Consider the following 25,985-nt stretch of genomic DNA (forward strand, 5'->3'; position numbering starts at 1 on the left):
TATGAGCTTATGCAGTTTTGGATTGCTGCTTGTTGATTTCCTGATTGCGCAGTAAAAAGCGTTGAATTTTACCGCTTGGGGTTTTCGGCAATTCAGTCACAAATTCAATCAGGCGTGGATAGGCATGGGCAGATAACCGCTTTTTCACAAATTGACCCAGCTCTTCTTCCAGATGGGCCGAAGCTGCAAAATTATTCGCCAGAATCACAAAGGCTTTAATCACTTCGGTACGCTCAGGATCAGGCACGCCAATGACTGCTGCTTCAATCACGGCATCATGTTCCAGCAAGGCACTTTCCACATCAAACGGGCCGACCCGATAACCTGACGTTGTAATGACATCATCACTACGCCCAACAAAGCTCATACTGCCATCTGCATGAATTTCTGCGGTATCCCCAGTTAAGTAATACTGTCCGACAAATGGAGATTTACGGCTTTCTTCATAGCCAGAGAACCACATCATTGGGGACTGGCTGATATCCACTGCCAGGATGCCCGGGACGTCAGCTGCTAATTCATGCTCCTTTTCATCGACAACGGCAATCCGGTAACCCGGGCTGGCAAAGCCTGCCGAACCTGAACGGACCGGATGTTCCAAGGCATGATGATTACACACCACCATCCCGACTTCGGTCTGGCCATAATGGTCATAAATCGGCACATCCAGTACCTCTTTAAACCAGCGGATCACTTCCGGATTTAACGGTTCTCCCGCACTGCTGACAACACGTAACTTACCGCGTAGTTTTGCCATTTGAGCAGGATCGGCCGCCATCATCATGCGGTAAGCAGTCGGTGCACCGGCCAGATTGGTAATGCCATATTCCTTAACAATTTCGCAGACACTTTCTGCATTAAAACCGCCTTCATAAAACAAGGTCGAGTGTCCAAGCATTAAAGGACCAGTAATCGCGTAATACAAACCGTAGGCCCAGCCGGGATCAGCAATATTCCAGAAAGCATCTTCAGGAGTTAGACCAATGGCATTTTGCATATAGCTTGCAAAAGCAATCAGCGCTTTTAAAGGGACTTTAAGAGGTTTCGCTGGTCCAGTAGTACCGGAGGTAAACATCAATAAAAATGGATCATCGACATTCAGGATTTCCAGCTCACAAGCTTCAGCCTGACGGTTTAATACCGTCCAGAAGCTGAGGTCGTGCGGATAGCGCTCTGCCTCAGTTTCGGCATGTACCGTCACAATCGGTGGACAGTTGCTGATCTCGGATAATTTGTCCCGATTCGCCAGATCAGTCACCACCAGCTTGCTTTGCGCCAGCTGAATACGATGCTCGATGGCTTTGGGACCAAAGGCCGTAAATAAGGGTTGATAGACAGCACCAATCCGCCAGGTTGCCAAAATAGTAATGATCAACTCGGGAGTACGTGGTAATAATCCGGAAACGCGGTCGCCTTTACCAATGCCTTGAGACTTTAAAAAGTTGGCAAACTGGCTGGAATATTTTTTGAGTTCGGCAAAACTATATTGTTCTTTTCTGCCATCTTTACCATGCCAGTATAAGGCAATGGCATCGGAATCGGCATGACGGTCACAGCATTCATAACAGGCATTTACTGCCTGCATTGAACCGGAGAGATACTGACTTGCAACCGCATCTAAATCAAAGTTTTGAACTGTTGTTTGATAATTTAACATGTTAAACCTCAGCCTGAATTTATCGTTATTACTGACAAGGTGTAATTATTGAAGCGAATCCTTGCTCCATCTGAATCTTTTAAGTTTTAAGCAGGTGGCGTAGTGTATTGATGCATGATGCTGGAAAAGTCCAGATGGGCATCGCCTTCCTGACACAGTTGTTGATAGAGTTTTTGTACCATGCTGCCCAGAACCACCGGCTGATCCACCTGTTGCGCAGCATCCACGGCCAAGCCCAAATCTTTGAGCATCAGTTGTGCGGCAAAACCGTCGGTATAACCCCGCGATGACGGCGCATTGACACAAATATCGGGCCACGGATTATAAATTTCCGAACTCCAGCAGCGTCCGGTGGAACTGTTAATCACGCCAGCCAAGGCCTGTGGATCAATGCCCAGTTTGGCACCGAGTGCCATCCCTTCTGCCACCGCAGTCATGGAAATCCCCAGAATCAGGTTATTACAGATTTTTGCAACCTGTCCTGTTCCCACCGCACCACAATGCACCAGATTTTTACCCATACAGCCAAGAACCGGTTTGACGGCCTCAAAGGTGGCATCATTTGCACCGACCATGAAGGTTAAAGTGCCATCTTTTGCACCTAAAGTACCACCGGATACTGGTGCATCACAGACGCGAATCTGCTTGGCTTGCGCTGCTGCAGCAACCTCCTGAATGGTTTGTGGATCAATGGTGCTGCTGTCGATACATAAGCTGCCTGCTTGAAGCACCTCCAGAATACCGTGTTCACCTAAATAGACTTCACGCACATGCTTGGCGGCGGGCAACATGCTGACCACGATCTCCGCCTGCTTCGCGGCAGCTTGTGGACTGTCGCAGACGATACCGCCCGCTTGTGCAAAATGCTGTAAAGCCACTGCACTTAAGTCATAACCAAAAACTTGATGACCCGACTTGAGCAGGTTTTGCGCCATGGAACCGCCCATGTTGCCTAAACCAATAAATGCAATCTTCATTCTGATGCTCCTTAACGCAGACTGATTGTGGTATTGACACCAGTGGTTTCCTGGTCATCTTCAAACCAGCGGCTGGTAATGGTTTTGGTCTGGGTATAGAACTGCACCGCCTGTTTGCCATAAGGACCTAGATCACCCAGTTTTGAACCGCGTGAACCGGTAAAACTGAAGAAAGGCACAGGGACAGGAATTGGAATGTTGATGCCCACCTGACCGATATCAATCTGGTTCTGGAAGGTACGTGCCGTATTGCCATTCTGGGTGAACAGTCCCACGCCATTACCAAAGGGATTGGCATTAATCAGCTCAATGGCCTGCTCTAAAGTATCGACATGCATGATCGCCAGTACCGGGCCAAACACTTCTTCTTTATAAATGCGCATATCGGTCGTAACCTGATTAAAAATCGTTGGCCCGACAAAATTGCCTTTTTCATAGCCCGGAACCTGTACATCACGGCCATCGAGTAGCAGTTCGGCGCCTTGTTCAACGCCACTGTTAATTAAATCAATGACACGCGCTTTGGCACGGGTTGAAATCACCGGTCCAACATCGGTATTCGGTTCATGCCCGGCATTCACCTTTAAGGTTTTGGTTTTATTGACCAGTTCATCGACCCAGTGCTTGGTCTCACCGACCATCACCGCCACGGAAAGTGCCATACAACGCTGTCCTGCTGCACCAAAAGCTGCACCGACCAACGCATTTAGGGTTTGTTCTTTATTGGCATCCGGCATCACCACCACATGGTTTTTGGCGCCCATCATCGACTGCACACGTTTGCCATGCTGGCCTGCGAGGTTATAGACATGCGTACCGACCGCGGTTGAACCGACAAAAGAGATGGCTTTAATGTCACGATGAGTACACAGTAGATCGACCACTTCTTTGCCGCCATGGACCACATTCAGTACGCCTGCCGGCACACCTGCCTGAATCGCCAGTTCAACCAGCATCATGGTTGATAGTGGATCCTGTTCCGAAGGCTTTAAGACAAAGGTGTTGCCGCAGACAATCGCCATCGGGAACATCCATAGTGGAATCATCGCCGGAAAGTTAAACGGGGTAATTCCTGCACAGACACCCAATGGTTGCTGCAAGGTATAGGTATCGACACCGCGTGCCACACCCTCAATATACTCACCCATTTGTAATGAACCCACTGAACAGGCATGCTCCACCACTTCTAGGCCGCGCTGGATATCACCTTCGGCATCGGCTAGGGTTTTGCCCTGTTCCGCCGTTAAGACTTGGGCAATACTTTTTAAATTGGTACGAATCAGATCCTGCAGTTTCAGCATGATTCGCATACGGGCCTGAATCGGGATCTGGCGCCAGCTGGCAAAGGCATTTTGCGCAGCCGCAATCGCAGCATTGACTTCTTCAGCAGTAGCAAATGGCACCTTACCCAGAACTTCCTGAGTGGCAGGATTGATAATATCTTGCCAATGGCTGGTTTTTGATTCGACAAATTCACCATTAATGAGAAGTTTTGCGGTGGTGAATCCGGTACTTTGCTGTGGATGAGAAATGGCGTTCATGGTCGCTCCGTGCTGGTTTGTTATTGTCGTTGTATCTGCCTTTACTGGCTTTTATTTAACGTATAATTTTTACGCTGTTTCAGCAGACTAACAAAGAACACTTTGACCACCAATAGAAATTGGTGCACGATGATTGTGCAAATATGCACAGTAATTTAACAGGATGTTAAATAGAAAATGAAAGTAGATTGGGATCATTTACGTTTTTTTCTGGTTTTAGCACGTGCTAAAACGCTCACCAATGCAGCACGCTTGATTGGGGTTGAACATAGCACCGTAGCGCGGCGGATTCAGGCTTTGGAAAGTACTTTAGGTACGCAATTGTTTAAGCGCGAAGCCACCGGTTATGAACTGACCTCGGAAGGTCTGGCACTGGTGCCACGTGTCGAACAGATGGAACAGTCCTTTATCCAGATTGACAAGCGCCACGACCCTTTGCAAGGTCGGGTTCGGATTGGCGCGCCAGAAGGCTTTGGCACGGCATTTTTAGCCCGTCTTTTGGCAGAGTTTTCCCAACATTATCCTTTGTTGACCATTGACCTGATTCCGGTGCCGAAGGCGATCAAACTTTCACATCGAGAAGCCGATATTGTGATCGCGATTGACCGGCCCAAATCTGGTCCGTATATCATTACTCGTTTGTCTAATTACTGCCTAAAACTGTATGGCAGCCAGCATTATTTACAGCAAAATCCGGAAATTAAAAAACTGGAAGACCTCCAGCAGCACCGTTTTGTCGATTATATTGATGATCTGGTCTATAGCACTGCACTATATTCGCTAGAGCGTCTTCCCTTGCAGGTCAGTGCCTGTTTTCGCAGTAACAGCATTCTGGCGCAGGAAATTGCCGTGCGTGCAGGTGCTGGACTGGCTATTTTACCGAAATTCCTGGTCAATGATAAAAGCGAACTCAAAGAGGTTTTGGGCGATCAGGTCAGTTTTACCCATACTTTCTGGATGCTGACGCTAGTCGATCTTCAACATGAACCAAAAATAAAACTGGTCTGGGATTTCCTGCGCAAGCAGGCTGATCTTCAGCAAGATCTGTTAATGGGCAGATGAATATTAAATACAACTGTGCTGTATATAGAGTCCCTCTTTAAGTTAAATCAACTGAATTAACAACGTATCGATACAGCAAATGAACGTATCACAACACTGCTGACCTCTGTGGCTTGTTAAATTAACAGTCGATTATTCACGATGTTTAAACCAGAGACAGGAAAATAATATGAAAATCTTGATGGTACTGACTTCACATGACCAGCTGGGTGATACTGGCAAAAAAACCGGCTTCTGGCTGGAAGAACTGGCTGCACCCTATTACACCTTTGTTGATGCAGGCGCAGAGGTAGTTTTGGCATCTCCTGCAGGTGGTCAGCCACCGCTAGATCCGAAAAGTAATGAGCCGGATGCGCAAACCGAAACCACCAAACGCTTTGAAGCAGATGAAGTGGCCATGCAGGCTCTTGCCAATACACATAAGTTGAGTGAAGTCTTAAATCAGGATTTTGATGCCGTGTTCTATCCGGGTGGTCACGGTCCATTATGGGATCTAGCCAAAGACCAGAATTCTATTTCTTTAATTGAGCAGACTTTACAGGCAGATAAACCTGTTGCGCTGGTCTGTCATGCACCGGGTGTACTTCGTGAAGTCAAAGATGCCGAAGGTCATTCGATTGTAGAAGGCAAGACAGTCACCGGTTTTACTAATACCGAAGAAGACGGCGTAGGCCTAACCGATGTTGTCCCATTTCTAGTGGAAGACATGCTGAAAGAAAAAGGTGGGAAATATTCCAAAACTGAGGACTGGCAGGTATACGTGCAACAAGATGGTCTGCTCATTACTGGACAAAACCCCGCCTCTTCTGCTGCAACGGCTGAAGCTTTATTAAAATTATTAAAATTATTAAAATTATTAAAGTAGAAGTTAATCTAAAATTCGTATTAACCTTTTAGATCGCTTCTTTTTGAATAAGAAAAACCCTGAATGATGCAAGATTATTCAGGGTTTAATTTATCTATTTATTCCCAGATTTAGTTCGCTTCAACTGCCGTTGAGGCAATATGCTGAGCCAGTAATTCTCTGAGTTTAAACTTCTGGATTTTTCCCGATGGGGTCATCGGAATATCCTCCCAGATTTCCAGGCGTTCCGGAAGATACTGCATAGCCAGATTATGAGTTTTCAGGAAATCTACCAGCTCATTAAAACTTAACGGCTTTGTCTGATCTTTCAGCTTGATGATTGCACAAGAACGCTCGCCCATTCGCTCATCTGCATAAGCCACTAAAGCTACTGTGGCGATATTCGGATGCTTATAAAGTAGTGATTCAATTTCCGCGACCGGAATATTTTCTCCACCACGAATAATCACATCCTTCTTACGTCCGCAAATCCGAATATAGCCATGCTCGTCCTGATAGGCAATATCGCCAGTATCAAACCAGCCTTCGGCATCCGTATCATTCAAATGTGGACGTTTTAAATAACCGCCAAAATTTGAACAGGTGCGGATCATCAAACGCCCGGATTCATTCACGGCTTTGGTCTGACCTTTTTTATTCACGATCTTGATTTCAACACCAGGTAAAGCGATGCCATCCGTATTGAAAGAGTGTTCATCCTCATCTTCAGGTCGGGTCAGCGTCACTGCACCACATTCGGTCATACCCCAAGCGGATATGACTTTAACGCCCAGAATTTCCCGGGCTTTTTGTACCAATGGCCCCGGAATGGGTGCACCAGCACACAGGAAAATTTTTAGTGAATCAACCTTGTCATGCTGTTCCGCCACGGTATTGGACAGGTCATTCAGCAATGGGGTCGAGGCCATGGTGAAATTCACCTGATGCTGATGAATTAGATCCACTGCTTTGGCTACATCCCAGCTTGGAAACATGGGACAACTTGCAAGCTGATTTCTTTGATTTTTATGGTCAGGCCTTAAATAAGCTGGCTTTTGATGATGTGGTTACCCTAATTCATCTGCTCAATAAAGTAAATGATGGTTTAAAAAGTATTCATCTGCATAAAGAAACGGATCAGGAATAAACAAATAGAAATATAGCTTTAATTGAAGAATATAAAAAAGAGCCTGAATTCAGGCTCTTTTTTATAAATTGAAATTATGCCTTTTGTGGATCGTATTGACGATCTTTGATAAAGATCCCGGACACTGCACCACACAAGAAATAGGCACCGCCCATAATCAGGAAGCCCAAGCCAATTGAACCACCACTGGCTGCTGCGCCAATAATCGCAGGCGCAAACATGGCCCCAATACGCCCTGCATTATAGGCACCACCGACTGCTGTACCGCGGATTGACGTCGCAAAGCTTTCAGTCATATATGTGGCATTAATCGCATACGGAATACCATAGAGAAAGCCGAAGAAAATCAGCAGATAGGCAATATTATCGGGGGTGTTGAACAGCACAATCACGGGCAGGAAAATCGCCGTTCCAATTGCTCCAAACGAAAAGACAGCGCGTCTACCCAGACGGTCTGCAGCAAAGCCCGCCAGAATTTTTCCGAAAATCATCGCCACATAAGTACCAATCATATAGCCGGCCATGGATTTAAAATTCATGTGCAATTCAGATTCCAGATATGCCGGCATCCAGTTGTTTACGCCATAGTAGCCAAATTGCAGAAAACCGGCCGTAAAGATCCACAAAATAAACATTCTGCGATTCGCAGGATCCGCGAAAATCTCTTTGACTGTGCTTTTTTTGGCAGGCTGCTGTGCTGTGATTTCAGCTGGGGCATATAGACGCTGCAAACGTGCACGCTGCCAGGATTCTGGCTCAGGAACCAGTTTCTGGATAAAAATCGCCATAACCGAGGGAATAATGGCAATAAAAAACAGGGTTCGCCAGCCATATTCCGGAATGATCCATCCTGCCAGTACCGTGGCCACAATATAACCGACGGTCCATCCTGCCTGTAAGGTACCTAAAACCGTGGTGCGATATTCAGTTGGAACATATTCAGCCATGAGCGTATTGGCTGCAATATATAAAGAGCCTATGCCAAAGGCAGAAAGGAAGCGTAAAACAGCAAATTGTTCAAAGTTCTGTGCAAAGCCTAAGGCTGCGGTCAATATGGAAAATACCAGAATCGAAATGACTACGGTACGTACACGGCCCAGACGGTCACAGGCCCAGCCCCCTATAAAGCCACCAATCGCCATACCTGCCAAGGTAAAACTGCCTAGTGTACCAGCCTGCAGATTACTGAGACCAAACTCTGCTTTCAGGCTATTTAAACTGAAAGACAACAGCAACATGTCCGCGCCATCTACCAGTAAAGCCAGAAAGGCGAAAATAAAAGCAATTTGCTGGGTTCGTTTGGTCGTAGGTTTAATCTTTTCTAATTCTCTAGCTAAATCCGTCATATTTAAATCTCTGTTTCCCTATCCTTAGGTTTTCATGATCTTTTTATATTTAAAGCTATTCCGCTAGTGAATATGCTTTAAGGCTAATCCGTTTTTAATTCACCTGATTGACTCCTTTTTTAATCCTGTCTGGGAGATCCCTTTTTCCTTTTTATCAATTACCTCTTGTTCCTCGTTCATGCTTATATTTGCATCAGGCTAAAGAAAATAAGATGAATATTCAATTATTTTAGATGTTTTATTTTGTTATACGAAATTTATTATCATAAAGTTGATTGTTCTTTCATTTTCATATAGCTTTAAAAAGAGGGATAAGAACGATATGTCATTTGAATAAGATCGAACAGGGAGCGTAATAATGGGTGCCTTAACAGGATTTCGTGTACTGGATTTAAGCCGGATTTTGGCTGGGCCCTGGTGTAGCCAGATTCTGGCTGATCTGGGTGCAGAAGTGATCAAGATTGAAAAACCGGATCATGGGGATGATACCCGTATCTGGGGACCACCCTGGCTTAAAAACAATCAGCAGCAAGATACCCATGAATCAGCTTATTACCTGTCAGCCAACCGTGGCAAGCACTCGGTTGCAATCGATTTATCTACACCTGAAGGCCAAAGTATTATCAAAAAACTTGCTGAACAAAGCGATGTAGTCATTGAAAACTATAAAGCCGGTTCGTTGAAACGATATGGGCTGGATTATGAAAGTCTGAGTCAGCTAAATCCGCGACTGGTATATTGTTCCATTACCGGTTTTGGCCAGAACGGTCCGCGTGCGCAAGAGCCGGGTTATGATTTTATCGTTCAGGGAATGGGTGGCATGATGAGTGTCACTGGCGAACGTGACGATCTGCCCGGTGGTGGCCCGCAAAAAGCAGGTCTGGCCTTTGCAGATTTGACCACCGGCTTGTATGCCGCAATTGCCATTCAGGCGGCTTTGTTGTCCCGTGAGAAAACCGGTGAAGGTCAGTATATTGATATGGCACTGTTAGATACTCAGGTTGCTTCCCTCTCTGTTCTGGCCATGAATTATCTCACCTCAGGCAAAGTACCCGGTCGCTTCGGAAATGCACATGCCAATATTGTGCCCTATCAGGTGTTTAAAGCCCAGGAAGGTGAATTTATTATTGCCTGTGGCAACGATCTGCAATTTCAAGCTTTGTGTCAGGCCGTTGGTTTGACTAAGGTGGCAGAAGATCCTCGCTTCCTGAAAAATTCTGGACGTATTACACATCGTGAAGAACTGACCACAGTTCTACAGGCTCATTTCTATACTCGACCGGCAAAAACCTGGGTGGATCTGATTCATGCGGTTAAAGTACCAGTAGGAATGATCAATGACCTGAAACAGACTTTGCAAGAAGAACAGGTATTGGCACGCGATATGGTGATTCAGATGCCGCATACCTTACGTGAAGATTACACCTCAATCGGTTCACCGATTAAACTCTCCAAGACACCGGTAGAATATAAAAAGGCCCCACCTTGTCTGGGTGAAGATACCGATGCCATTTTGAGTCAATATTTAAGTTCTGCTGAAATGGAAGAACTGAAAAGCAAAAAAGTCATCCAGCAGCGATAAGCCTGCAAGCAGTAAAAAAGGAATCTTTAGATTCCTTTTTTATTTTAAAGATAATGGATTAGATCATTCCTTAGCAGGCTTTTGCACTCGGCTGAACAGTACGAGGCAGTTCACGACGCAGAATTTTGCCAACTGCGGACTTGGGCAATCCAGACACAAACTCAATATATTTGGGCAGTTTATAACTGGTCAGTTGCTGCTTCAGATAAATCATGACTTCATCTTGGCTCAGAGTTTCATCCTGTTTCACAATAAATGCCTTTGGTACCTGTCCAGATTTTTCATCATCAATACCAATCACCGCACATTCCAATATTTTAGGATGTTTGGACAGTACGCCTTCCAGCTCATTCGGATAGACGTTAAAACCGGACACCAAAATCATGTCTTTTTTGCGGTCCAGAATGGTGATATAGCCCTGCTCATCCATACAACCGATATCACCTGTCAGAAAAAATCCATCTTTGGTAAATACATGTGCTGTTGCTTCCGGTTGCTGCCAGTATCCTTTCATCACCTGTGGACCACGTATGGCGATTTCTCCAGCTTGATTAAACTCTACAGGTTTGCCTTCGTCATTCAGAATCAGAATTTCAGTCCCTGCCAATGGCAAGCCAATCGTGCCACTAAATCGCCGGCTTAAAGGCGGGTTAAAAGTTGCAGTCGGTGAGGTTTCAGAAAGCCCATAACCTTCATAAATCTGGCAGCCTGTGACCTCATGCCATAACTCTGCTGTACTTTTTAAAATCGATGCTCCCCCGCCGGTTGTAGTTTTCAGGCTTGAATGATCCAGTTCACGAAAACGTGAATGATGCGCCAAGGCATTAAACATGGTATTCACACCCGGAAAAACGGTCGGTGGATATTTCTGGTATTGATCCGCCAAAGCATCCAGATCTCTCGGATTTGGAATCAAGACATTGGCAAAACCACGGCTTAAACCATAACTGAACAGGCAGATGGTAAATCCATAAATGTGATACAGTGGCAAGGCACAGAATACATATTCATTTTCAGCGGCATAGCGGTCACCAAAATGGCTGATAAACACGGTACTGTTCTGGGCGATATTAAATAGAATATTGCGATGGCTCAGTTCTGCGCCTTTAGAAACACCTGTGGTACCTCCCGTGTATTGCAGAATGACCGTATCTTCCTGATGTTGTACAGGCGGTTCAAAATCAATAATCTTTACCTGATTTATTGCCTGTCTAAAGTCAGAAAACTGTTTATCCGGATATTGTGCTGCCTGACTATAAACAGCACTTGGCTGCTCTTGAATAAAATCCAGCGGATGCGTCGAAATGACATATTTGAGTTGAGGACATTCATCTAGTGCTGTTAATTGCTCCAAAGTCTGTCCCAGGATAATCAAGGCTTTAGCACCTGAATCCTGTAGCTGATGATAGAGCTCGCGCTGGGTGTACATGGGATTGACATTGACCAGCACATAACCGGCACGAATAATGGCGAAGGTCGCAATTGGATACTGAATAATATTTGGCAACATCACTGCAATACGGCTGCCAGCAGTCAGTCCAAGACTCTGTAAATAGCTTGCCAGTTTCTGACTATACATATCGACATCTTGATAGCTGAATTTGCGATCCAGATAGATAAATGCGGTTTTATCCTGAAATTTCACCAAATTCTCAGCAATTGTCGTGCTCAGGGTTTTCTCAGGATCTGGCCGGGTAAACTCCGGATTGATATTCCACTTTTTATATTCTTCCATCCATGGCTGACTGCTCATGACTATACTCCTGTCCTGGATTTACATTTATTTTGTATTATTTAAACTATAAAATTTTGATTCTAATCAAATATTTTTAAACCACTTTCTGCTGTCTCGATTCAACATACTCGTAGTGATAACCGCTACGAATAAAATGCTGATTTTTATCCCTAAATGAATGAGCATAATCCGGCCAGACCAAAGTCAGCTTGCGACTGACCGGGTCCAGATACCAGCTTTTACAGCTTTCCGATAACCAGACACTACCTTGGGAAAGTTGCTGTAGCTCCTGCATATAGCTATTTTCAGCTTCTTGATCTGCTTCAAAGACCTGAATTTTTTGTTGTTCAAAGAATTGCAAGGCATCTAGAATCAGATCAAACTGGGTTTCCAGAAAATAAAGCGCTGAATTATGCCCACTGCCTGTATTTGGCCCATTCAGGATAAACAGGTTTGGAAAGTTGTGTACGGTCGTTGACTGATAACCCTGCATACCTCTGGACCATTGCTGTTCCAGACTTAAACCCTGTTTACCGACTACCTTTGCGGCATAGGGTGGACGCGCCGCTTCAAATCCTGTCGCAAATACGATGATATCTGCAGAAAATTTATTTCCCGCCTGGCTTAATACACCGTCTTTCGTAACTTCTGCCAATGCTGAGTCTTCAAGTGTGATATTTGGTTTTAGAAAAGTCGGATAATAATCATTAGAAAGCAATAAGCGCTTACAACCAGGTTCATAATTCGGCGTAAGTTTGAGCTGTAATTCAGTATCTGAAATCTGATGTTTTAAGAATTGCAGGCAGTTTTTCTTGACCCGCTCAATCTGGCTTTTCAGATTACGGCGCTGGACAAAATTGTATTCATTGCCCCAGAACAACGAGTGTCTAAGTGCTGACATACTGTCCGGATCTTTGCGGAAAAGCTGTTTTTCTGATTCAGAATAAGGTCGGTCTGGTCGGGGCAAAATATATGGCGCACTACGTTGTAAGACGGTCAGGCTTTTGGCTGTTTTGGAAATTTCCGGCACAAGCTGGATGGCAGAAGCACCAGAACCCACCACAACGACATGTTGATTTTCCAGATTCAGCTCGTGGTTCCAGCGCGCGGAATGCATCACTTGGCCTTCAAATTCTTCCAGCCCCGGAATTTTCGGGAGATGCTCATCTGCCAGATGCCCGGTTGCGGTAATTAAAATCTCAGCCTGATACAGACCTATAGAGGTGTGAATTTCCCAGATGCGTTCTCGTGCATTCCAGCTGGCCTTTTCCAGTTGGGTATGAAAATTAATATGGGGCCGGATATTTTCCTGATCACAGCATTGAATTAAATAGCGCTGAATTTCTACCCCTTGTGGAAAGACACGCGACCAGTTGGGATTTTTAATAAACGAGAAAGAATATAAATGGGAAGGTACATCACAGGCGACTCCGGGATAGGTATTGTCACGCCAAGTACCGCCCACTTCTGCTGCACGTTCAATGATTTTAAAATCGTGGATGCCCTGCTGTTTAAGGCGGATTGCCATTCCCAAACCACCAAAACCGCTGCCTACAATTAGAATCTTGCTGCGCTGTCCTTTAGCTTGCATTATTTATCTCCTTTAAGGCATATAAGGCTGGATTTTTTGATTCACCGGATATTGTTCTGGATGCTGGCTAAACTGGTTTACCAGTTGCACCACTTCGGCTGGCGCTTCGACATAGAGCGCATGTCCTGAAGAAATTTCGATATAGCGACTGTTCGAAATTGAAGCAAACAGCAGTTTAGCTTGCGCTACAGGCACCATGCGGTCTTCACGACAGGCAACGACTAGAGTCTCTGCACAGATGTCAGATAAAGCTGATGTAATATCAATGCGATAATTCAGTTCACGCTGTTTGGCTGCATCTTGGGATGGTTTAACAAAGCGTGCCAGATCCAGCACCTGCTGTTCGCTTCGTGCAGACAGATAATCATCGCTATACAGGCAATAATTGACAAAATGAGGCAAGGCCGCAGATTGTTCAGTAAATAACTGTTGCCAGATAACGGTACGCAGTTGTTGCACCGAGCTAGTTTTGGCCCAACCGGCTAACAGGATCAAACGCGCTACGCGCTGTTTTAAACTGGCTGCTACTTGTGCAGCAATCACTGCACCGAGTGAATAGCCGACCACTGTAATGGTTTCATCTTCTGCAACCACATGCTGAATCAGTGCTTCAACTTGTTGGCTAAAATCGGTCACCTTTAGATCAGCTTTATCGGGGGTATGTAAATCAATGGATAAAACCCGTTGATGAATACCCAGCATCGGAAAAATATAACTGAAATGCTTGTCGGTATTTCCACCGGTGCCATGAATCAGAATAATGGTGGGAAATGCAGAACGCTGTCCGACTTCATGAAAAGTAAGCTGCAGATCAGCATAAGGACACTGTTGAGTAATCATGTCTAAATCCATATAGACTCCTGATCTTGTTATTTTATGGTTTATTCAATACCGAAGAATAACTCTCAATATTTGAATGAGGTTAGGATGCAAAAATTATTAAAAAAAGACCCACGACACGAGTATCGTGGGTCAAAAGGTTTAATCGAATTTGAACTCTTCAGGTTCAAGTAAAAACAGGCTTTCACCACCTGCCTGAATATTGGCAAAGTGGGTTGAAGTTCTTGGCAAAATACGTGCAAAGAAGAATTGTGCAGTTTTGATCTTGGCTGCATAGAACGGATCAGTATTACCTTCTTCAATTTTCTGCTGCGCAGTAATTGCCATTTTCAGCCACAGATAAGCGGACACGACATAACCAGAGAAATATAGGTAGTCAACTGATGCTGCCCCAATTTCATTGGCAGACTGCTGAGCCTGCTCCTGAATGGTTCTGGTTAATTCCAGCCATTGTTCAGTCAACTGGCTGACTTGTGCAACTTGCTGGCTAAACTGGGCATGTTGTTGATGTTCTTTTACAAAGCCTTGAATTTCCTCGGTTAATGCGGTCAACAGACCCAATTTTGAGCCCAGCACTTTACGCGCCAGCAAGTCAATGGACTGAATTTCAGTAGTTCCTTCATAGAGGCTGGCAATACGTGCATCACGGGCAATCTGTTCCATGCCATGTTCAGCAATATAACCGTGACCACCGAAAATCTGCATACCATGTTTAGCTGCTTCTATGCCGGTTTCAGTCATTAATGCTTTGGCAATTGGCGTTAATAATGCCAGACGGTCTTCAGCTGCTTTCTTTTCTTCCGGGCTGTCAGTGGCTTCAGCGATATCGGCATAGGTCGCCAGATAATATGCAAGTGCACGTGAACCTTCTGCAAACACCTTTTGAGTCAGCAGCATGTTACGTACAGCCGGATGCACGATAATCGGATCTGCAGGCTGGTCTGGCGCTTTCGCACCTTCAAGTGAACGCATCGCCAGACGGTCTTTGGCATAAGCCAATGCCCCCTGGTAAGAAGACTCTGCTGCTGCCAAGCCTTGAATGGCTGTACCGATACGTGCCGAGTTCATAAAGGTAAACATGCAGTTTAGGCCGCGATTTTCAGGCCCAATCAGGAAACCTTTGGCATTATCAAAATTCAGCACACAGGTCGCGTTACCGTGAATGCCCATCTTGTGTTCAAGAGCGCTACATACCACGCCATTACGGGAAGCCACATTACCAGCTTCATCCAGATTGTATTTCGGCACAATAAACAGCGAAATACCTTTGGTTCCCGCAGGTGCATCTGGCAAACGTGCCAATACGATATGCACGATATTTTCAGCCAGATCATGTTCACCGGCTGAGATAAAGATTTTCTCGCCACTGATGCTATAGCTGCCGTCTTCATTTGGCACTGCTTTGGTACGGATTAAACCTAGGTCAGAACCGGCATGAGATTCAGTCAAGCACATGGTTCCAGTCCAGCGGCCTGCAATTAAAGGTACCAGAAACTTCTGTTTCTGTTCATCGCTACCGTGGTGCTCTAAAGTACGCATGGCACCATGGGACAGGCCTGGGTACATGCCCCAAGACCAGTTCGTTGCGGTAATAATTTCAGAAATGGCAATACGGTATAAGGTCGGGAAGCCCTGACCGCCATATGCTTCGTCACCAGTTAATGAGGTAAAGCCGAGTTCTACATATTTGTCATAAGCTGCTTTAAACCCATCCGGGGTGGTTACGACGCCATCCTGCAAACGGCAACCCTGCTGGTCGCCTGTCGCATTAATCGGTAGAAGTTCGTTTTGGCAAAAGTCCGCAGCGACTTCCAGATATTGCTCCATAATATCCATAGAAACCTTGTCAGCGAATTTTGCATAGCCCTGATATTTCTGTTCAACGTTTAACAGGTCTTTCAGGACAAACTTCATGTCTTTTAATGGCGCAATATAATTTCTCATCGTAATTCCCTTGTATGAGTTCTAATTTGTATATTTATGACAATTAATTTCATAATACGAAATTATGTTTTAAATCCACTATAATATAATTTAAAGAATAAAATCTAGTCATTCGATGAAATTTCTCATTTAAAAATAAAAAATATACAGGATGAAAAAAGCCATTCATAGTGGAATGGCTTTTCTATTCAGCGACTTCACTAAAGTTGATTAACGTGGAAAAAATTGAGCTAAACGTTGCTGAACAATCTGCTCTGCCTCCTGCATGATATTTTCGATCAGCGCCTGACAAGTCGGAATGTCATGAATCAATCCCATCACTTGACCTGCAGTCAGTACACCAGCATCAATATCGCCATTTTCTAAAGCGAGCTTGCCTTTTAAACCGCTGACATAGGGACGAATCTGTTCAAATTGCAGGTTTGGATCTTCACTCATTTTCACCACAAGATCAGATACCGCATTTTTGGCAACACGGGTAGTATTCCTGAACTGTCGATACAGCAGATGTGTCGCCCTTTCATCATTATCGACATAGAACTGTTTGATGTTTGAATGGATCGGCGCTTCCTTAGTGGCACAAAAGCGTGTACCCATATTGATGCCTTCAGCACCTAAAGCCAAAGCTGCGACCAGACCACGGCCATCAGCAAAACCGCCACTGGCCACAATCGGCACAGTAAGCTGATCCGCAGCGGCAGGAATTAAAATCAGGCCAGGAATATCGTCTTCACCCGGATGGCCCGCACATTCAAAACCATCAATCGAAATGATATCCGCACCGATTCTTTGTGCTGAAAGCGCATGACGGACGGAAGTACATTTATGAATGACAATAATGCCGTGTTGCTTAAACGCCTCAATATGTTCATGTGGCTTGTTGCCTGCTGTTTCTACGATTTTGATACCGCTTTCAATGATCGCCTGTCGGTATTCTGCATATGGCGGCGGATTCACAGCGGGCAATAAAGTCAGATTGACCGCAAAAGGCTGATCGGTCATTTCTCGGCAGCGTGCAATTTCCTTGACCAAGGCTTCAGGCGTCGGTTGAGTCAATGCCGTTAATGTTCCCAAGCCACCTGCATTAGATACGGCACTGGCCATTTCTGCGGTACCGACCCACATCATGCCACCCTGGATAATTGGATAGCGAATGCCTAAAAGCTCGGTAATACGGGTCTGAATTTTCATAAATGCTCTCCTTAGCATCCGGTAAATTGTGCAGGGCGTTTTTCGACAAAAGCCTGGACACCTTCTTTATAGTCCTGACTGCTCAGAGCCAGATATTGCAGGTTTTGTTCCAGCTCCAGTTGCTGGTCCATGTTATTTTCAGCACTGCGTTGCAAGGCCTGTTTGGTTAAAGCCAGCGCATAAGTCGGCTGTTGAGCTAATTGCTGTGCAATGTCGTCGATATAAGCATCAAATTCTGTATCTGGAAGCATTTTCCAGATCATGCCCATTTCAGCAGCCTCTTTGGCATGTACAGGTTCCCCCAGAAAAGTGAATGCCATGGCACGTGCATAACCGATTAAACGTGGCAACATCCAGGTGCCACCGGCATCAGGAATCAAGCCAATTTTAGAAAAAGCCTGAATAAATCGGGCACTTTCCTTGGCAATGACCAGATCACAGGCCAGCGCGATATTGGCACCTGCACCAGCAGCCACACCATTCACTGCTGCGATTACCGGTTTGGGACTCTGGCGGATCAGATTAATCAAGGGATTATAGTATTTGGCCAGCGAGCCTTGCGGTGGCAAAGGCACATTGCCGAGCTGTCCAGCACGTTCTTTTAAATCCTGTCCCGCTGAAAACGCCCGGCCTTTGCCGCGAATCACAATCACTCGAATATCCGGATCTGTATTCCAGTTTTTCAGCACCTGCTGCACTTCCTCATGCATTTGCCGGTTAAAACTGTTGAGTGAATCCGGACGGTTAAAGCTTAAGGTTGCGACGCCTTGCTGAACCTGAGTTTGAATCGTTTCCCACATCATCAATTTCCTTATTTTTTTGCCTGTATCCCTACAATTAATAGCCTTTATTGACATCTACCTGATGGCACAAATCCAGCCCGAGATTTAAGCGTCGGTCATTTTCCAGAATCTGTTCCACTACCACAGACATGGGTGCATGTGAGGCGACATGTGGCGTAACTACGATCTTTTCATGCTGCCAGAATGGATGTTCAGCAGCTAATGGCTCCTGTTCAAATACGTCGATAATTGCACCACGTAACTGGCCGGAATCCAGTGCATTGAGTAGATCCTGCTCAATTAAATGCTGCCCCCTTCCGACATGAATTAATGCCGCCTGTTCAGGCAACTGCTGAAATAATTCAGCAGAAAGAATGCCGGTATTTTCTTCCGTGAGTGGTAGCAGATTAATCAGGATCTGGCTTTGAGCCAAAAACTCGTAAAGCTGTTCTGATCCTACATAGCTTTTCACCTGAGCAATCTCTTTTGGGGAATTGGACCACCCAGACACCTGATAGCCCATGTCGGCAAAACGTTTTGCCACATAACCACCCATATGGCCAAGGCCCATAATCCCAATCTGGATATGATGGCTATAACTTTGACGATACTGTTTCCATAGCTGCTGCTTTTGCTGCTGGATCATGCGGTCAAAATAACGCTGGAAATACAGCACGCCCCAGAGCAGATAATCAAACATGCCTTTTTGATGATGTGGATCCAGTACCCGGCAGACTGACTGGTCAGATCTAATCTCGTTTAAATTTAAATGTTCGACCCCTGCAGCAATCGAATGAATCAGACCAAGCTGTGGTAGCTGCTGCACTTTTTCCAGATCTGGAAACCAGGCAGCAACAGTGGTCGCCTGTTCAGCTTCCGGGCTGTCCACTGTACAGAAACTGCCAGCAGGTGCATATTTCTGAAAAGACTTCACCAGAATTGCTTCAATATTCGGCACAGTACTGGATATCACAATCATGATGCATACTCCGTATATTGATGCTCAATCAAAGACAAAGCGGCCTGCCAGGCACGCTGTAAAATCGGTTCAACTAAAGGACTTGCGAACTGCTTGGCAGTTTTAATTCGGACTTCTTCTGCTGGATAATACAGTTCGGCACCGCCACTTAAGGCCTTCACCTGCGCCTGACAGGCACGTTCCAGAAAATAGATTTCATGAAAAGCCCGTGCAATCGTTTCGCCAGCCGTTAAAAGTCCGTGATTGCGTAAAATCATGGCGCGATGGCCGCCCAGGTCCTGAATCAGGCGCTCCTGCTCATCTGTTGACAGTGCCACGCCTTCATATTCGTGATAGGCCACCTGCTGATAAAATTTCAGCGCATGCTGGGAAATGGGAAGAAGTCCGTGTTTCTGTGCAGAAACTGCTATGCCATCTGCGGTATGCGTATGAATGACACAGTTCAGATGAGCATGTGCTTCATGAATTGCGGAGTGGATGACGAAGCCAGCCATATTCACCGGCTTGTCCTGTTCATAGCTTTCTACCACTTGCCCTTCATGATTAATCTTGACCAGCGTTGAGGCACACATTTTTTCAAAAGCGATACCATACTGATTAATCAGAAAACAGTCAGGCTGATCAGGGACTCTTAAACTGATGTGAGTATCAATCAGGTCCGTCATCCGGTAATGCGCGATAATGCGATAAAGCGCTGCGAGTTCACAACGTGCCTGCCACTCGGCATCTGTGACGAGATTTTTTATTGTCATCGTTCCATCCTGGAAAAATATAGCATTTCGATCATTATCTGTTATATCATAATTCCAGAAAAACAGAATGTTATTTCATAAAGCGAAATAAATCGTTACAAGGAGTGGATATGCCCACATCACAATTAAACGGACTTGAATATCTTACCGCAATTAAAAATGGGGAAATACCCAGCTCAGCCATGAGTGAAATTATTCCCATGCGTCTGACCTTGGTGCGCGAAAACTATGTGGAATATGAGGTGCGTCCTGATCAGCGCCATTACAATTTACAGGGTGGAATTCATGGCGGCTTTTGTGCGACGGTTCTAGATAGTGCCACTGGCGCTGCCGTGCATACGACAGTAGATGCAGGTATTAGTTTCTCGACCATTGACCTGAATGTAAAAATGCTGAAAGCGATGAAAAGTGGCGAAACCTATACAGCTATTGGTGAAGTTATCCGGATAGGACGCAATGTACTGACCTCAGAAGGCAGAATTATCGATAAAGAAGGTAAAGTTTATGCCTTTGGGTCGGCAACATTATTAGTCACTGGTCGTAAGTAATCATTACACTGATGTAATCAATCCCTGTATGTGCAGGGATTTTTTTATTTTTAAAAAAATCCCAATAAAAAATGCCATGCATATCATATATACATGGCATTAAGGCGATTACTTAAGCTGTTATGCAGCTTCAGGGTTTTCAATCACCATCGCCAAGCCTTGACCCAGACCGATACACAGACTAATCACGGCATATTTTTTACCGGTACGCTGTAACTGACGTGCAACGGTTAAAGCCAAACGCGCACCCGAACAGCCCAGTGGATGACCAATGGCAATCGCACCACCATTTGGATTAACACGCGGATCATCCAAAGCGACATCCAGACCTTTCAGGCAAGATAATACCTGACTGGCAAAGGCTTCATTAATCTCGATGATATCCATATCGTCTAGCGTCAAACCAGCACGTTGTACTGCCTTTTTAATCGCTTCAATTGGGCCTGCACCCATGATGCGTGGCTCAATGCCAGCGGCTGCAGAAGACAGGATACGAGCCAAAGGTTTTAAGCCATACTGTTCCTGAACTTTTTCACTGCCGATAATCAGTGCTGCAGCGCCGTCATTGATTCCTGATGCATTACCCGCTGTTACTACACCACCTTCAAATAGCGGTTTTAACTTGGATAAAGCTTCAAATGTTGAAGATGCACGTGGATGCTCATCCTCAGTAATTTGTTTAGGCGGCAATTTGCGTCCTTGAGAAACTTCAATCGGGGTAATTTCACCTTCAAAGAAACCTGCCTCTTTCGCTGCCTGATATTTTGCCTGTGATGCAGCGGCAAAGGTGTCAGCCTGTTCACGGCTAATACCGAATTCTTCAGCCACGTTATCACCTGTTTCAGGCATACTGTGCGCGCCAAACTGATCCGTAAATTTACGGTTCGGGAAACGGGTACCAATCGTGGTGTCATAAATTTTGGCATCACGTGAATAAGCACTTTCTGCTTTGCCCATCACAAAAGGCGCGCGGGTCATACTTTCTACGCCACCAGCAATGTACAACTCGCCTTCGCCTGCAGTGATGGCACGTGCCGAATCAATCACAGCACCGAGACCTGATGCACATAAGCGGTTTACCGTCTGCCCCGGAACTGTTACCGGCATACCCGCTAACAATGCTGCAAAACGTGCCACATTACGGCTGTCTTCACCGGCCTGATTGGTACTCCCAAAGATTACATCTTCTACATCTGCTGCCGGAATACCGGTTTTTTCCAGCAGGTTTTTAATTACGGTCGCTGCCAGATCATCTGGACGTACGCTTGCCAGACTTCCTGCATGACGACCGATTGGTGAACGTAAACCATCATAAATATATGCATTTAACATGAGTGTTATTCCTTTAACTTTTTAATTAATGTGTTGTATGAACAAGTGGTAGACCAAGCTGAACACGGCGACGCAACCAAGGACTTGGACGGTAACGCTGGTCACGGGTAATCGCAGTCATGCGATCCAGAATTTTCAGGATTTTTTCAGCTCCCAGCACATCCCCCCACTCAATTGGGCCATATGGATAGCCAAGGCCTAATTTCACCGCGATATTGATATCTTCCACCGTTGCAACGCCTTGCTGGGCAATATCACAGCCGAGATTCACAATCATTGCCAAAGCACGTTGAGCCACAAAGCCGACGCTTTCCTGAATTACACTGGCGGTCACACCATCCAGATTGAAAATCGATTGGGCTGCTTTTATCAGTTCAGCTTTGGTCACAAACGTTGGCATTAAAGTACGGTGTTTATTCAGACCGTAAAGCAGATCAATACAGACTACTTGCTGCGGAGACACCTGATAGCGGACTGCTGCTGAAGTTGCATCTTCGCCATAAGTGGCAATCAGAATTAAAGCATTTGCTGAAGGTGCTTCTGTTTGCTCGATCTGAATATTGAACTGCTGCAGATATTGCTCAAGCGCCTGACGGTCTTCGCTATATTCTGTACCTAACCAAACCGATGGATATTGATCCAGCTTTTCAACCAAGGTTGGAGCCACATCACCTACTTTGCTACCCGAAGTGTAATCATAAAAACCTTTACCGGTTTTACGACCTAACTGCTTGGCAATAAAACGCTGACGGGTAATCACGCTTGGACGGTAACGTGCTTCTTCATAATACTGATGATAAATCGATTCACTCACCGGGTGCGAGACATCCATACCGGTCAGATCACCTAATTCAAACGGCCCCATCTTGAAACCGATTCCGTCACGGTAGATCCTGTCAATATCATAAAATGGTGTGACATTTTCATTCAGAATTGCATAGGCTTCGCTACCAAAAGCACGGCCGGCATGGTTAATGATAAACCCTGGCGTATCTTTAGCTTTGACCGGACGATGGCCCATTTTAGTCGAGAGCTGGGTTAATGCTTCAATAATGTCAGCACGGGTGTTAAAGCCTTCAATCACTTCGACCACTTTCATGAGTGGGACCGGATTAAAGAAGTGATAACCGGCAACACGTTCTGGCTGCTCACAGTTGGCAGCGATTGCACTGATCGACAATGAAGAGGTATTGGATGCCAGAATCGCTTCTGGTTTTATCATTCCTTCCAGTTGCTGCATCAGTTTTTGCTTGATTTCCAGATTTTCAATAATCGCTTCAACAATCAAGTCACAATCTTTCAAGTCTTCTAGCTGCTGCGCAGTCGACAGATGAGAAATATCTTCAGCGGCTTTTTCATGGCTGAATTTTCCTTTATCTGCCAAGGTATTTAATGTTTTGGCCAGTTTGTCCTGTGCCTGTTCGGCTGCCCCTTCTTTGGCATCAAACAGTACCACATCATGACCAGACTGAATCGCGATCTGGGCAATACCTGCACCCATCGTGCCTACACCAATAATGCCGATTTTCTGAATCCGAATACTCATGCTTATCGTCCCTGATAATTTGGTTTACGTTTTTCAATAAAGGCTTGCATACCTTCTTTTTGATCTTCTGAAGAAAACAGCATCTGGAAAGATTTACGTTCCAGCATTAATCCGGCATTTAATGGCACATCTTCAGCCAGTAAAGCCACTTCCTTGATTTGTTCAAGCGCAATTGGCGGCATTTTTGCCAGACCTTCAGCCATCTTGATTGCTGTTGCAAGGGTTTCGCTGTCTTCCGTTACTTGAGACACTAGGCCAATCTGATAAGCTTCCGGCGCTGGTATCAGACAACCCGTCATGATGATACGCATCGCATGGAATTTACCCACGGCACGGAATAATCGCTGGGTACCACCGGCACCCGGCATGACACCCACTTTCACTTCAGGCTGACCAAACTGGGCGCTTTTCCCGGCAATAATAATATCTGCATGCATCGCCAGTTCACAGCCACCACCAAGTGCATAACCGTTTACAGCTGCAATCACCGGTTTTGAACACTGTGCAATCGCCTGCCAGTAACGTTCAGTCCGGCGCTGCATCATTTGAATGGTTTCTGCATTGGCCAGTTCTTTAAGATCGGCACCTGCTGCGAAATCTGTTTCACCACCGGTAAGAATAATGGCACGTACATTTTCATCGTCATTCAGTTGCAAAAATGCCGCCGCAAGTTTCTGGCGAACTTCTGTATTCAGGGCATTTTTCGCTTCTGGTCGATGAATTTTAACCATCGCTACATGTGCTGAAACTTGTTCTACTTGAACGACCTGTTCCATTAAAATCTCCATTTATTTTGTATAGCGAAATTTTATTTTATATAAAACTAAGGTTTCTCAAGCTATAAATCAAGGATTTTTAACTCCAGAATTCAAAAAAGTTATTTTTTACTAAAAATAGAGTAAAAACTCTTGTTCAGATGGTTATTTTGTGATTAATTGATTTCGCAATACGGAATTAAATATTTTAAATGCAATCTGATTATCCATTTAAATGAATAATCACCATAGGGCAGAACTTAAAATTAATTTACGAAATCAAATTTTCCAGCAATGAGATGATTTTGATTTAGCGTAATAAAGTGAAAAATCGAATGTAGCCTGATAATAAATACAGCGGCTGTAGCGTTCAGGAGCAAGTCTGTTAAATCAGGAAAACTATGTTTCCGTGAGGAAGAAAAATGGATTTAGCGGTAGCAGAGGAAATGCTACTTTTAATATATAGAGGATATAAGAATGACAAGCGATACCATCGTAACAGGAGACAATAAAACCGATGTCTCCTCCACGGATACCATTAAACAGGCACCAAAACGTCTTTGGATGACGGCTTTTATCTTTGCTTTTCTGATTTTGCTCTGTGACGGTGCAGATATCGGGATTCTGGCTTTTAGTCTGACCAGTCTGAAAGCTGAATGGGGCCTGACTTCTGTACAGGCGGGTGCCTTGGGAAGTTATTCTCTTTTAGGTATGGGGATCGGAGGCTTTATTGGTGGATGGGCATGCGACAAATTTGGACGTGTCCGCGTCATTGTACTGGCCACCATCGCCTTCTCGATCTTGTCAGCCTACTCAGGTTTTGCTCAGTCTTATACTGAATTTGCAATTTTACGTACTCTTTCTTGCTTGGGTTTAGGCTGTTTATATATTGCCTGTAATACTCTGATGTCAGAATACGTACCGACCAAATACCGTACTACTGTACTGGCAACATTGATGACTGGTTTCACTTTAGGTTCATTGGTGATTACCATGATTTCAGGCTGGATTATTCCTGAGTTCGGCTGGCGTATGCTGTACTGGATCACAATTGCTCCATTAGCTTTGGGTATCCTGATGCACTTTATGGTGCCAGAGCCAGAATCATGGAAACGTGTCCGTGAAATGAAAAGAACTGGTCAGATTGTGGATAACGATACCAAAAAAGGTAATCCATACATCACCATTCTTAAAGATAAAACTCATGGCAAGATGTTCATCTTGTGGTCTTTCAGCTCCGGTTTCCTGTTATTTGGTTACTTCGGTGTAAGTAACTGGTTGCCAAGTTATCTTGAAGCTGAATTAGGCATTAAGTTTAAAGAAATGGCACTGTATATGGTGGGTACATTCATCACCATGATTTTTGCCAAAATCATTGCAGGTTATGTTGCTGATAAAATTGGTCGCCGTATTGTGTTTGCTTTCGGCACCATGGGAACAGCGCTATTTATCCCTGTCGTGGTGTATATGCATAATGCCGATAACATTGGCGTACTGATGCTAATCTTCGGCTTCCTGTACGGTATTCCATATGCCATCAATGCAACCTATCTAACCGAAAGTTTCCCGACTGGTGTTCGTGGTACAGCGGTGGGCGGTGCATTCAATATTGGTCGTATCGGTGCAATCTTTGCGCCAATTACGATTGGTTATCTGGCGATGCATGGTTCGATCGGTACAGGTCTGTTGGTAATGGGTGCAGCATATTTCCTATGCGGTTTGATTCCTGCCCTGTTTATTAAAGACCGTTTATACGATCCGCAAAAAGCAGAATAAACCCTACTTCGGAAGGCAGGTCAAATCGCTGCCTTCCTCACTTCAAATATTTACAACA

General features: G+C 45.1%; 20 protein-coding genes and 2 pseudogenes. 6 read left to right on the forward strand and 16 right to left on the reverse strand.

Annotated elements, in window-relative coordinates; genetic code table 11:
• Window positions 1-7 precede the first annotated feature (7 nt).
• The 3 genes from F995_RS11145 to F995_RS11155 form a co-directional block, all read right to left on the reverse strand.
• Complete coding sequence (locus F995_RS11145; protein ID WP_004646941.1) at window positions 8-1,657, reverse strand: AMP-binding protein; 1,650 nt, start codon at window positions 1,655-1,657, stop codon at window positions 8-10.
• Between the two features lie 86 nt (window positions 1,658-1,743).
• A complete protein-coding gene (mmsB, locus tag F995_RS11150) occupies window positions 1,744-2,634 on the reverse strand; it encodes a 3-hydroxyisobutyrate dehydrogenase (protein ID WP_004646942.1) in 891 nt (296 codons plus the stop codon).
• An 11-nt stretch (window positions 2,635-2,645) separates the two neighbouring features.
• Entirely contained in the window at window positions 2,646-4,175 is a 1,530-nt protein-coding gene (locus F995_RS11155) for a CoA-acylating methylmalonate-semialdehyde dehydrogenase (RefSeq protein ID WP_004646943.1), read from the reverse strand.
• Window positions 4,176-4,352: 177 nt separating this feature from the next.
• Between F995_RS11155 and F995_RS11160 the strand changes: the two genes are divergently transcribed.
• Together F995_RS11160 and F995_RS11165 are read left to right on the forward strand one after the other, a co-directional pair.
• Complete coding sequence (locus tag F995_RS11160) at window positions 4,353-5,237, forward strand: LysR family transcriptional regulator (protein WP_004646944.1); 885 nt, start codon at window positions 4,353-4,355, stop codon at window positions 5,235-5,237.
• A 169-nt stretch (window positions 5,238-5,406) separates the two neighbouring features.
• The gene (locus tag F995_RS11165) at window positions 5,407-6,102 is read left to right on the forward strand and encodes a type 1 glutamine amidotransferase domain-containing protein (protein ID WP_004646945.1); all 696 of its coding nucleotides are present in this window, start codon (window positions 5,407-5,409) and stop codon (window positions 6,100-6,102) included.
• Between the two features lie 110 nt (window positions 6,103-6,212).
• On the opposite strand, the pseudogene F995_RS11170 reads toward F995_RS11165, so the two are convergent.
• Window positions 6,213-7,064 (reverse strand): annotated as a pseudogene (locus F995_RS11170) (AMP-binding protein); the annotation flags it as partial.
• Window positions 7,065-7,066: 2 nt separating this feature from the next.
• Between F995_RS11170 and F995_RS16650 the strand changes: the two are divergent.
• Window positions 7,067-7,228: pseudogene (locus F995_RS16650) on the forward strand (MarR family transcriptional regulator); the annotation flags it as partial.
• 74 nt (window positions 7,229-7,302) lie between these two features.
• Here F995_RS16650 and F995_RS11175 read toward each other — a convergent pair.
• Window positions 7,303-8,574: an MFS transporter gene (locus tag F995_RS11175; RefSeq protein WP_004646947.1), complete on the reverse strand. Its 1,272-nt coding sequence runs from the start codon at window positions 8,572-8,574 to the stop codon at window positions 7,303-7,305.
• A gap of 358 nt (window positions 8,575-8,932) precedes the next feature.
• Here F995_RS11175 and F995_RS11180 point away from each other — a divergent pair, with 358 nt between their 5' ends.
• Window positions 8,933-10,156, forward strand: a complete 1,224-nt coding sequence (locus tag F995_RS11180; protein ID WP_004646948.1) for a CaiB/BaiF CoA transferase family protein — start codon at window positions 8,933-8,935, stop codon at window positions 10,154-10,156.
• 70 nt (window positions 10,157-10,226) lie between these two features.
• Here the strand turns inward: F995_RS11180 and F995_RS11185 are convergent, their stop codons facing one another.
• From F995_RS11185 to F995_RS11220, 8 genes are all read right to left on the reverse strand, one after another.
• Window positions 10,227-11,909 (reverse strand): AMP-binding protein, encoded by a 1,683-nt coding sequence (locus tag F995_RS11185; protein WP_004646949.1) that lies wholly within the window; start codon window positions 11,907-11,909, stop codon window positions 10,227-10,229.
• A 76-nt stretch (window positions 11,910-11,985) separates the two neighbouring features.
• A complete protein-coding gene (locus F995_RS11190) occupies window positions 11,986-13,482 on the reverse strand; it encodes a flavin-containing monooxygenase (protein ID WP_004646950.1) in 1,497 nt (498 codons plus the stop codon).
• A gap of 12 nt (window positions 13,483-13,494) precedes the next feature.
• The gene (locus F995_RS11195; protein WP_004646952.1) at window positions 13,495-14,334 is read right to left on the reverse strand and encodes an alpha/beta fold hydrolase; all 840 of its coding nucleotides are present in this window, start codon (window positions 14,332-14,334) and stop codon (window positions 13,495-13,497) included.
• 129 nt (window positions 14,335-14,463) lie between these two features.
• Entirely contained in the window at window positions 14,464-16,266 is a 1,803-nt protein-coding gene (locus F995_RS11200) for an acyl-CoA dehydrogenase C-terminal domain-containing protein (RefSeq protein WP_004646953.1), read from the reverse strand.
• Between the two features lie 210 nt (window positions 16,267-16,476).
• Window positions 16,477-17,457 (reverse strand): NAD(P)H-dependent flavin oxidoreductase, encoded by a 981-nt coding sequence (locus tag F995_RS11205; RefSeq protein WP_004646954.1) that lies wholly within the window; start codon window positions 17,455-17,457, stop codon window positions 16,477-16,479.
• 11 nt (window positions 17,458-17,468) lie between these two features.
• Window positions 17,469-18,257 carry an enoyl-CoA hydratase-related protein gene (locus F995_RS11210; protein WP_004646956.1) on the reverse strand — a complete coding sequence of 263 codons (789 nt, stop codon included), beginning with the start codon at window positions 18,255-18,257 and terminating at the stop codon, window positions 17,469-17,471.
• A gap of 37 nt (window positions 18,258-18,294) precedes the next feature.
• On the reverse strand, window positions 18,295-19,218 hold the full coding sequence (locus tag F995_RS11215; RefSeq protein ID WP_004646957.1) for a 2-hydroxyacid dehydrogenase: 924 nt from the start codon (window positions 19,216-19,218) through the stop codon (window positions 18,295-18,297).
• Entirely contained in the window at window positions 19,215-19,970 is a 756-nt protein-coding gene (locus tag F995_RS11220; RefSeq protein WP_004646958.1) for a class II aldolase/adducin family protein, read from the reverse strand. Before F995_RS11220 ends, F995_RS11215 begins: the two co-directional genes overlap by 4 nt.
• A gap of 110 nt (window positions 19,971-20,080) precedes the next feature.
• Here F995_RS11220 and F995_RS11225 point away from each other — a divergent pair, with 110 nt between their 5' ends.
• Window positions 20,081-20,518, forward strand: a complete 438-nt coding sequence (locus tag F995_RS11225; RefSeq protein ID WP_004646960.1) for a PaaI family thioesterase — start codon at window positions 20,081-20,083, stop codon at window positions 20,516-20,518.
• Window positions 20,519-20,638: 120 nt separating this feature from the next.
• On the opposite strand, the gene F995_RS11230 is transcribed toward F995_RS11225, so the two are convergent.
• From F995_RS11230 to F995_RS11240, 3 genes are read right to left on the reverse strand one after another with little or no spacing between them, the layout of a single operon-like run.
• Entirely contained in the window at window positions 20,639-21,850 is a 1,212-nt protein-coding gene (locus F995_RS11230) for a 3-oxoadipyl-CoA thiolase (RefSeq protein WP_004646962.1), read from the reverse strand.
• Between the two features lie 25 nt (window positions 21,851-21,875).
• Complete coding sequence (locus F995_RS11235) at window positions 21,876-23,396, reverse strand: 3-hydroxyacyl-CoA dehydrogenase (protein ID WP_004646964.1); 1,521 nt, start codon at window positions 23,394-23,396, stop codon at window positions 21,876-21,878.
• 2 nt (window positions 23,397-23,398) lie between these two features.
• Entirely contained in the window at window positions 23,399-24,172 is a 774-nt protein-coding gene (locus tag F995_RS11240; protein WP_004646965.1) for an enoyl-CoA hydratase, read from the reverse strand.
• Window positions 24,173-24,628: 456 nt separating this feature from the next.
• On the opposite strand from F995_RS11240, the gene F995_RS11245 reads away from it, so the two are divergent.
• Window positions 24,629-25,927, forward strand: a complete 1,299-nt coding sequence (locus tag F995_RS11245) for an MFS transporter (RefSeq protein ID WP_004280309.1) — start codon at window positions 24,629-24,631, stop codon at window positions 25,925-25,927.
• Window positions 25,928-25,985: the final 58 nt, after the last annotated feature.

Origin of the sequence: Acinetobacter sp. CIP A162 (genome assembly GCF_000367905.1) — a bacterium.
GTDB lineage: Bacteria > Pseudomonadota > Gammaproteobacteria > Pseudomonadales > Moraxellaceae > Acinetobacter > Acinetobacter lwoffii.

Excerpts from the sequence above, each read along its gene's own strand:
- F995_RS11145 (WP_004646941.1), bottom strand. The coding sequence starts at position 1,657 with ATGTTAAATTATCAAACAACAGTTCAAAACTTTGATTTAGATGCGGTT.
- mmsB (WP_004646942.1), bottom strand. The coding sequence starts at position 2,634 with ATGAAGATTGCATTTATTGGTTTAGGCAACATGGGCGGTTCCATGGCG.
- F995_RS11155 (WP_004646943.1), bottom strand. The coding sequence starts at position 4,175 with ATGAACGCCATTTCTCATCCACAGCAAAGTACCGGATTCACCACCGCA.
- F995_RS11160 (WP_004646944.1), top strand. The coding sequence starts at position 4,353 with ATGAAAGTAGATTGGGATCATTTACGTTTTTTTCTGGTTTTAGCACGT.
- F995_RS11165 (WP_004646945.1), top strand. The coding sequence starts at position 5,407 with ATGAAAATCTTGATGGTACTGACTTCACATGACCAGCTGGGTGATACT.
- F995_RS11175 (WP_004646947.1), bottom strand. The coding sequence starts at position 8,574 with ATGACGGATTTAGCTAGAGAATTAGAAAAGATTAAACCTACGACCAAA.
- F995_RS11180 (WP_004646948.1), top strand. The coding sequence starts at position 8,933 with ATGGGTGCCTTAACAGGATTTCGTGTACTGGATTTAAGCCGGATTTTG.
- F995_RS11185 (WP_004646949.1), bottom strand. The coding sequence starts at position 11,909 with ATGAGCAGTCAGCCATGGATGGAAGAATATAAAAAGTGGAATATCAAT.
- F995_RS11190 (WP_004646950.1), bottom strand. The coding sequence starts at position 13,482 with ATGCAAGCTAAAGGACAGCGCAGCAAGATTCTAATTGTAGGCAGCGGT.
- F995_RS11195 (WP_004646952.1), bottom strand. The coding sequence starts at position 14,334 with ATGGATTTAGACATGATTACTCAACAGTGTCCTTATGCTGATCTGCAG.
- F995_RS11200 (WP_004646953.1), bottom strand. The coding sequence starts at position 16,266 with ATGAGAAATTATATTGCGCCATTAAAAGACATGAAGTTTGTCCTGAAA.
- F995_RS11205 (WP_004646954.1), bottom strand. The coding sequence starts at position 17,457 with ATGAAAATTCAGACCCGTATTACCGAGCTTTTAGGCATTCGCTATCCA.
- F995_RS11210 (WP_004646956.1), bottom strand. The coding sequence starts at position 18,257 with ATGTGGGAAACGATTCAAACTCAGGTTCAGCAAGGCGTCGCAACCTTA.
- F995_RS11215 (WP_004646957.1), bottom strand. The coding sequence starts at position 19,218 with ATGATTGTGATATCCAGTACTGTGCCGAATATTGAAGCAATTCTGGTG.
- F995_RS11220 (WP_004646958.1), bottom strand. The coding sequence starts at position 19,970 with ATGACAATAAAAAATCTCGTCACAGATGCCGAGTGGCAGGCACGTTGT.
- F995_RS11225 (WP_004646960.1), top strand. The coding sequence starts at position 20,081 with ATGCCCACATCACAATTAAACGGACTTGAATATCTTACCGCAATTAAA.
- F995_RS11230 (WP_004646962.1), bottom strand. The coding sequence starts at position 21,850 with ATGTTAAATGCATATATTTATGATGGTTTACGTTCACCAATCGGTCGT.
- F995_RS11235 (WP_004646964.1), bottom strand. The coding sequence starts at position 23,396 with ATGAGTATTCGGATTCAGAAAATCGGCATTATTGGTGTAGGCACGATG.
- F995_RS11240 (WP_004646965.1), bottom strand. The coding sequence starts at position 24,172 with ATGGAACAGGTCGTTCAAGTAGAACAAGTTTCAGCACATGTAGCGATG.
- F995_RS11245 (WP_004280309.1), top strand. The coding sequence starts at position 24,629 with ATGACAAGCGATACCATCGTAACAGGAGACAATAAAACCGATGTCTCC.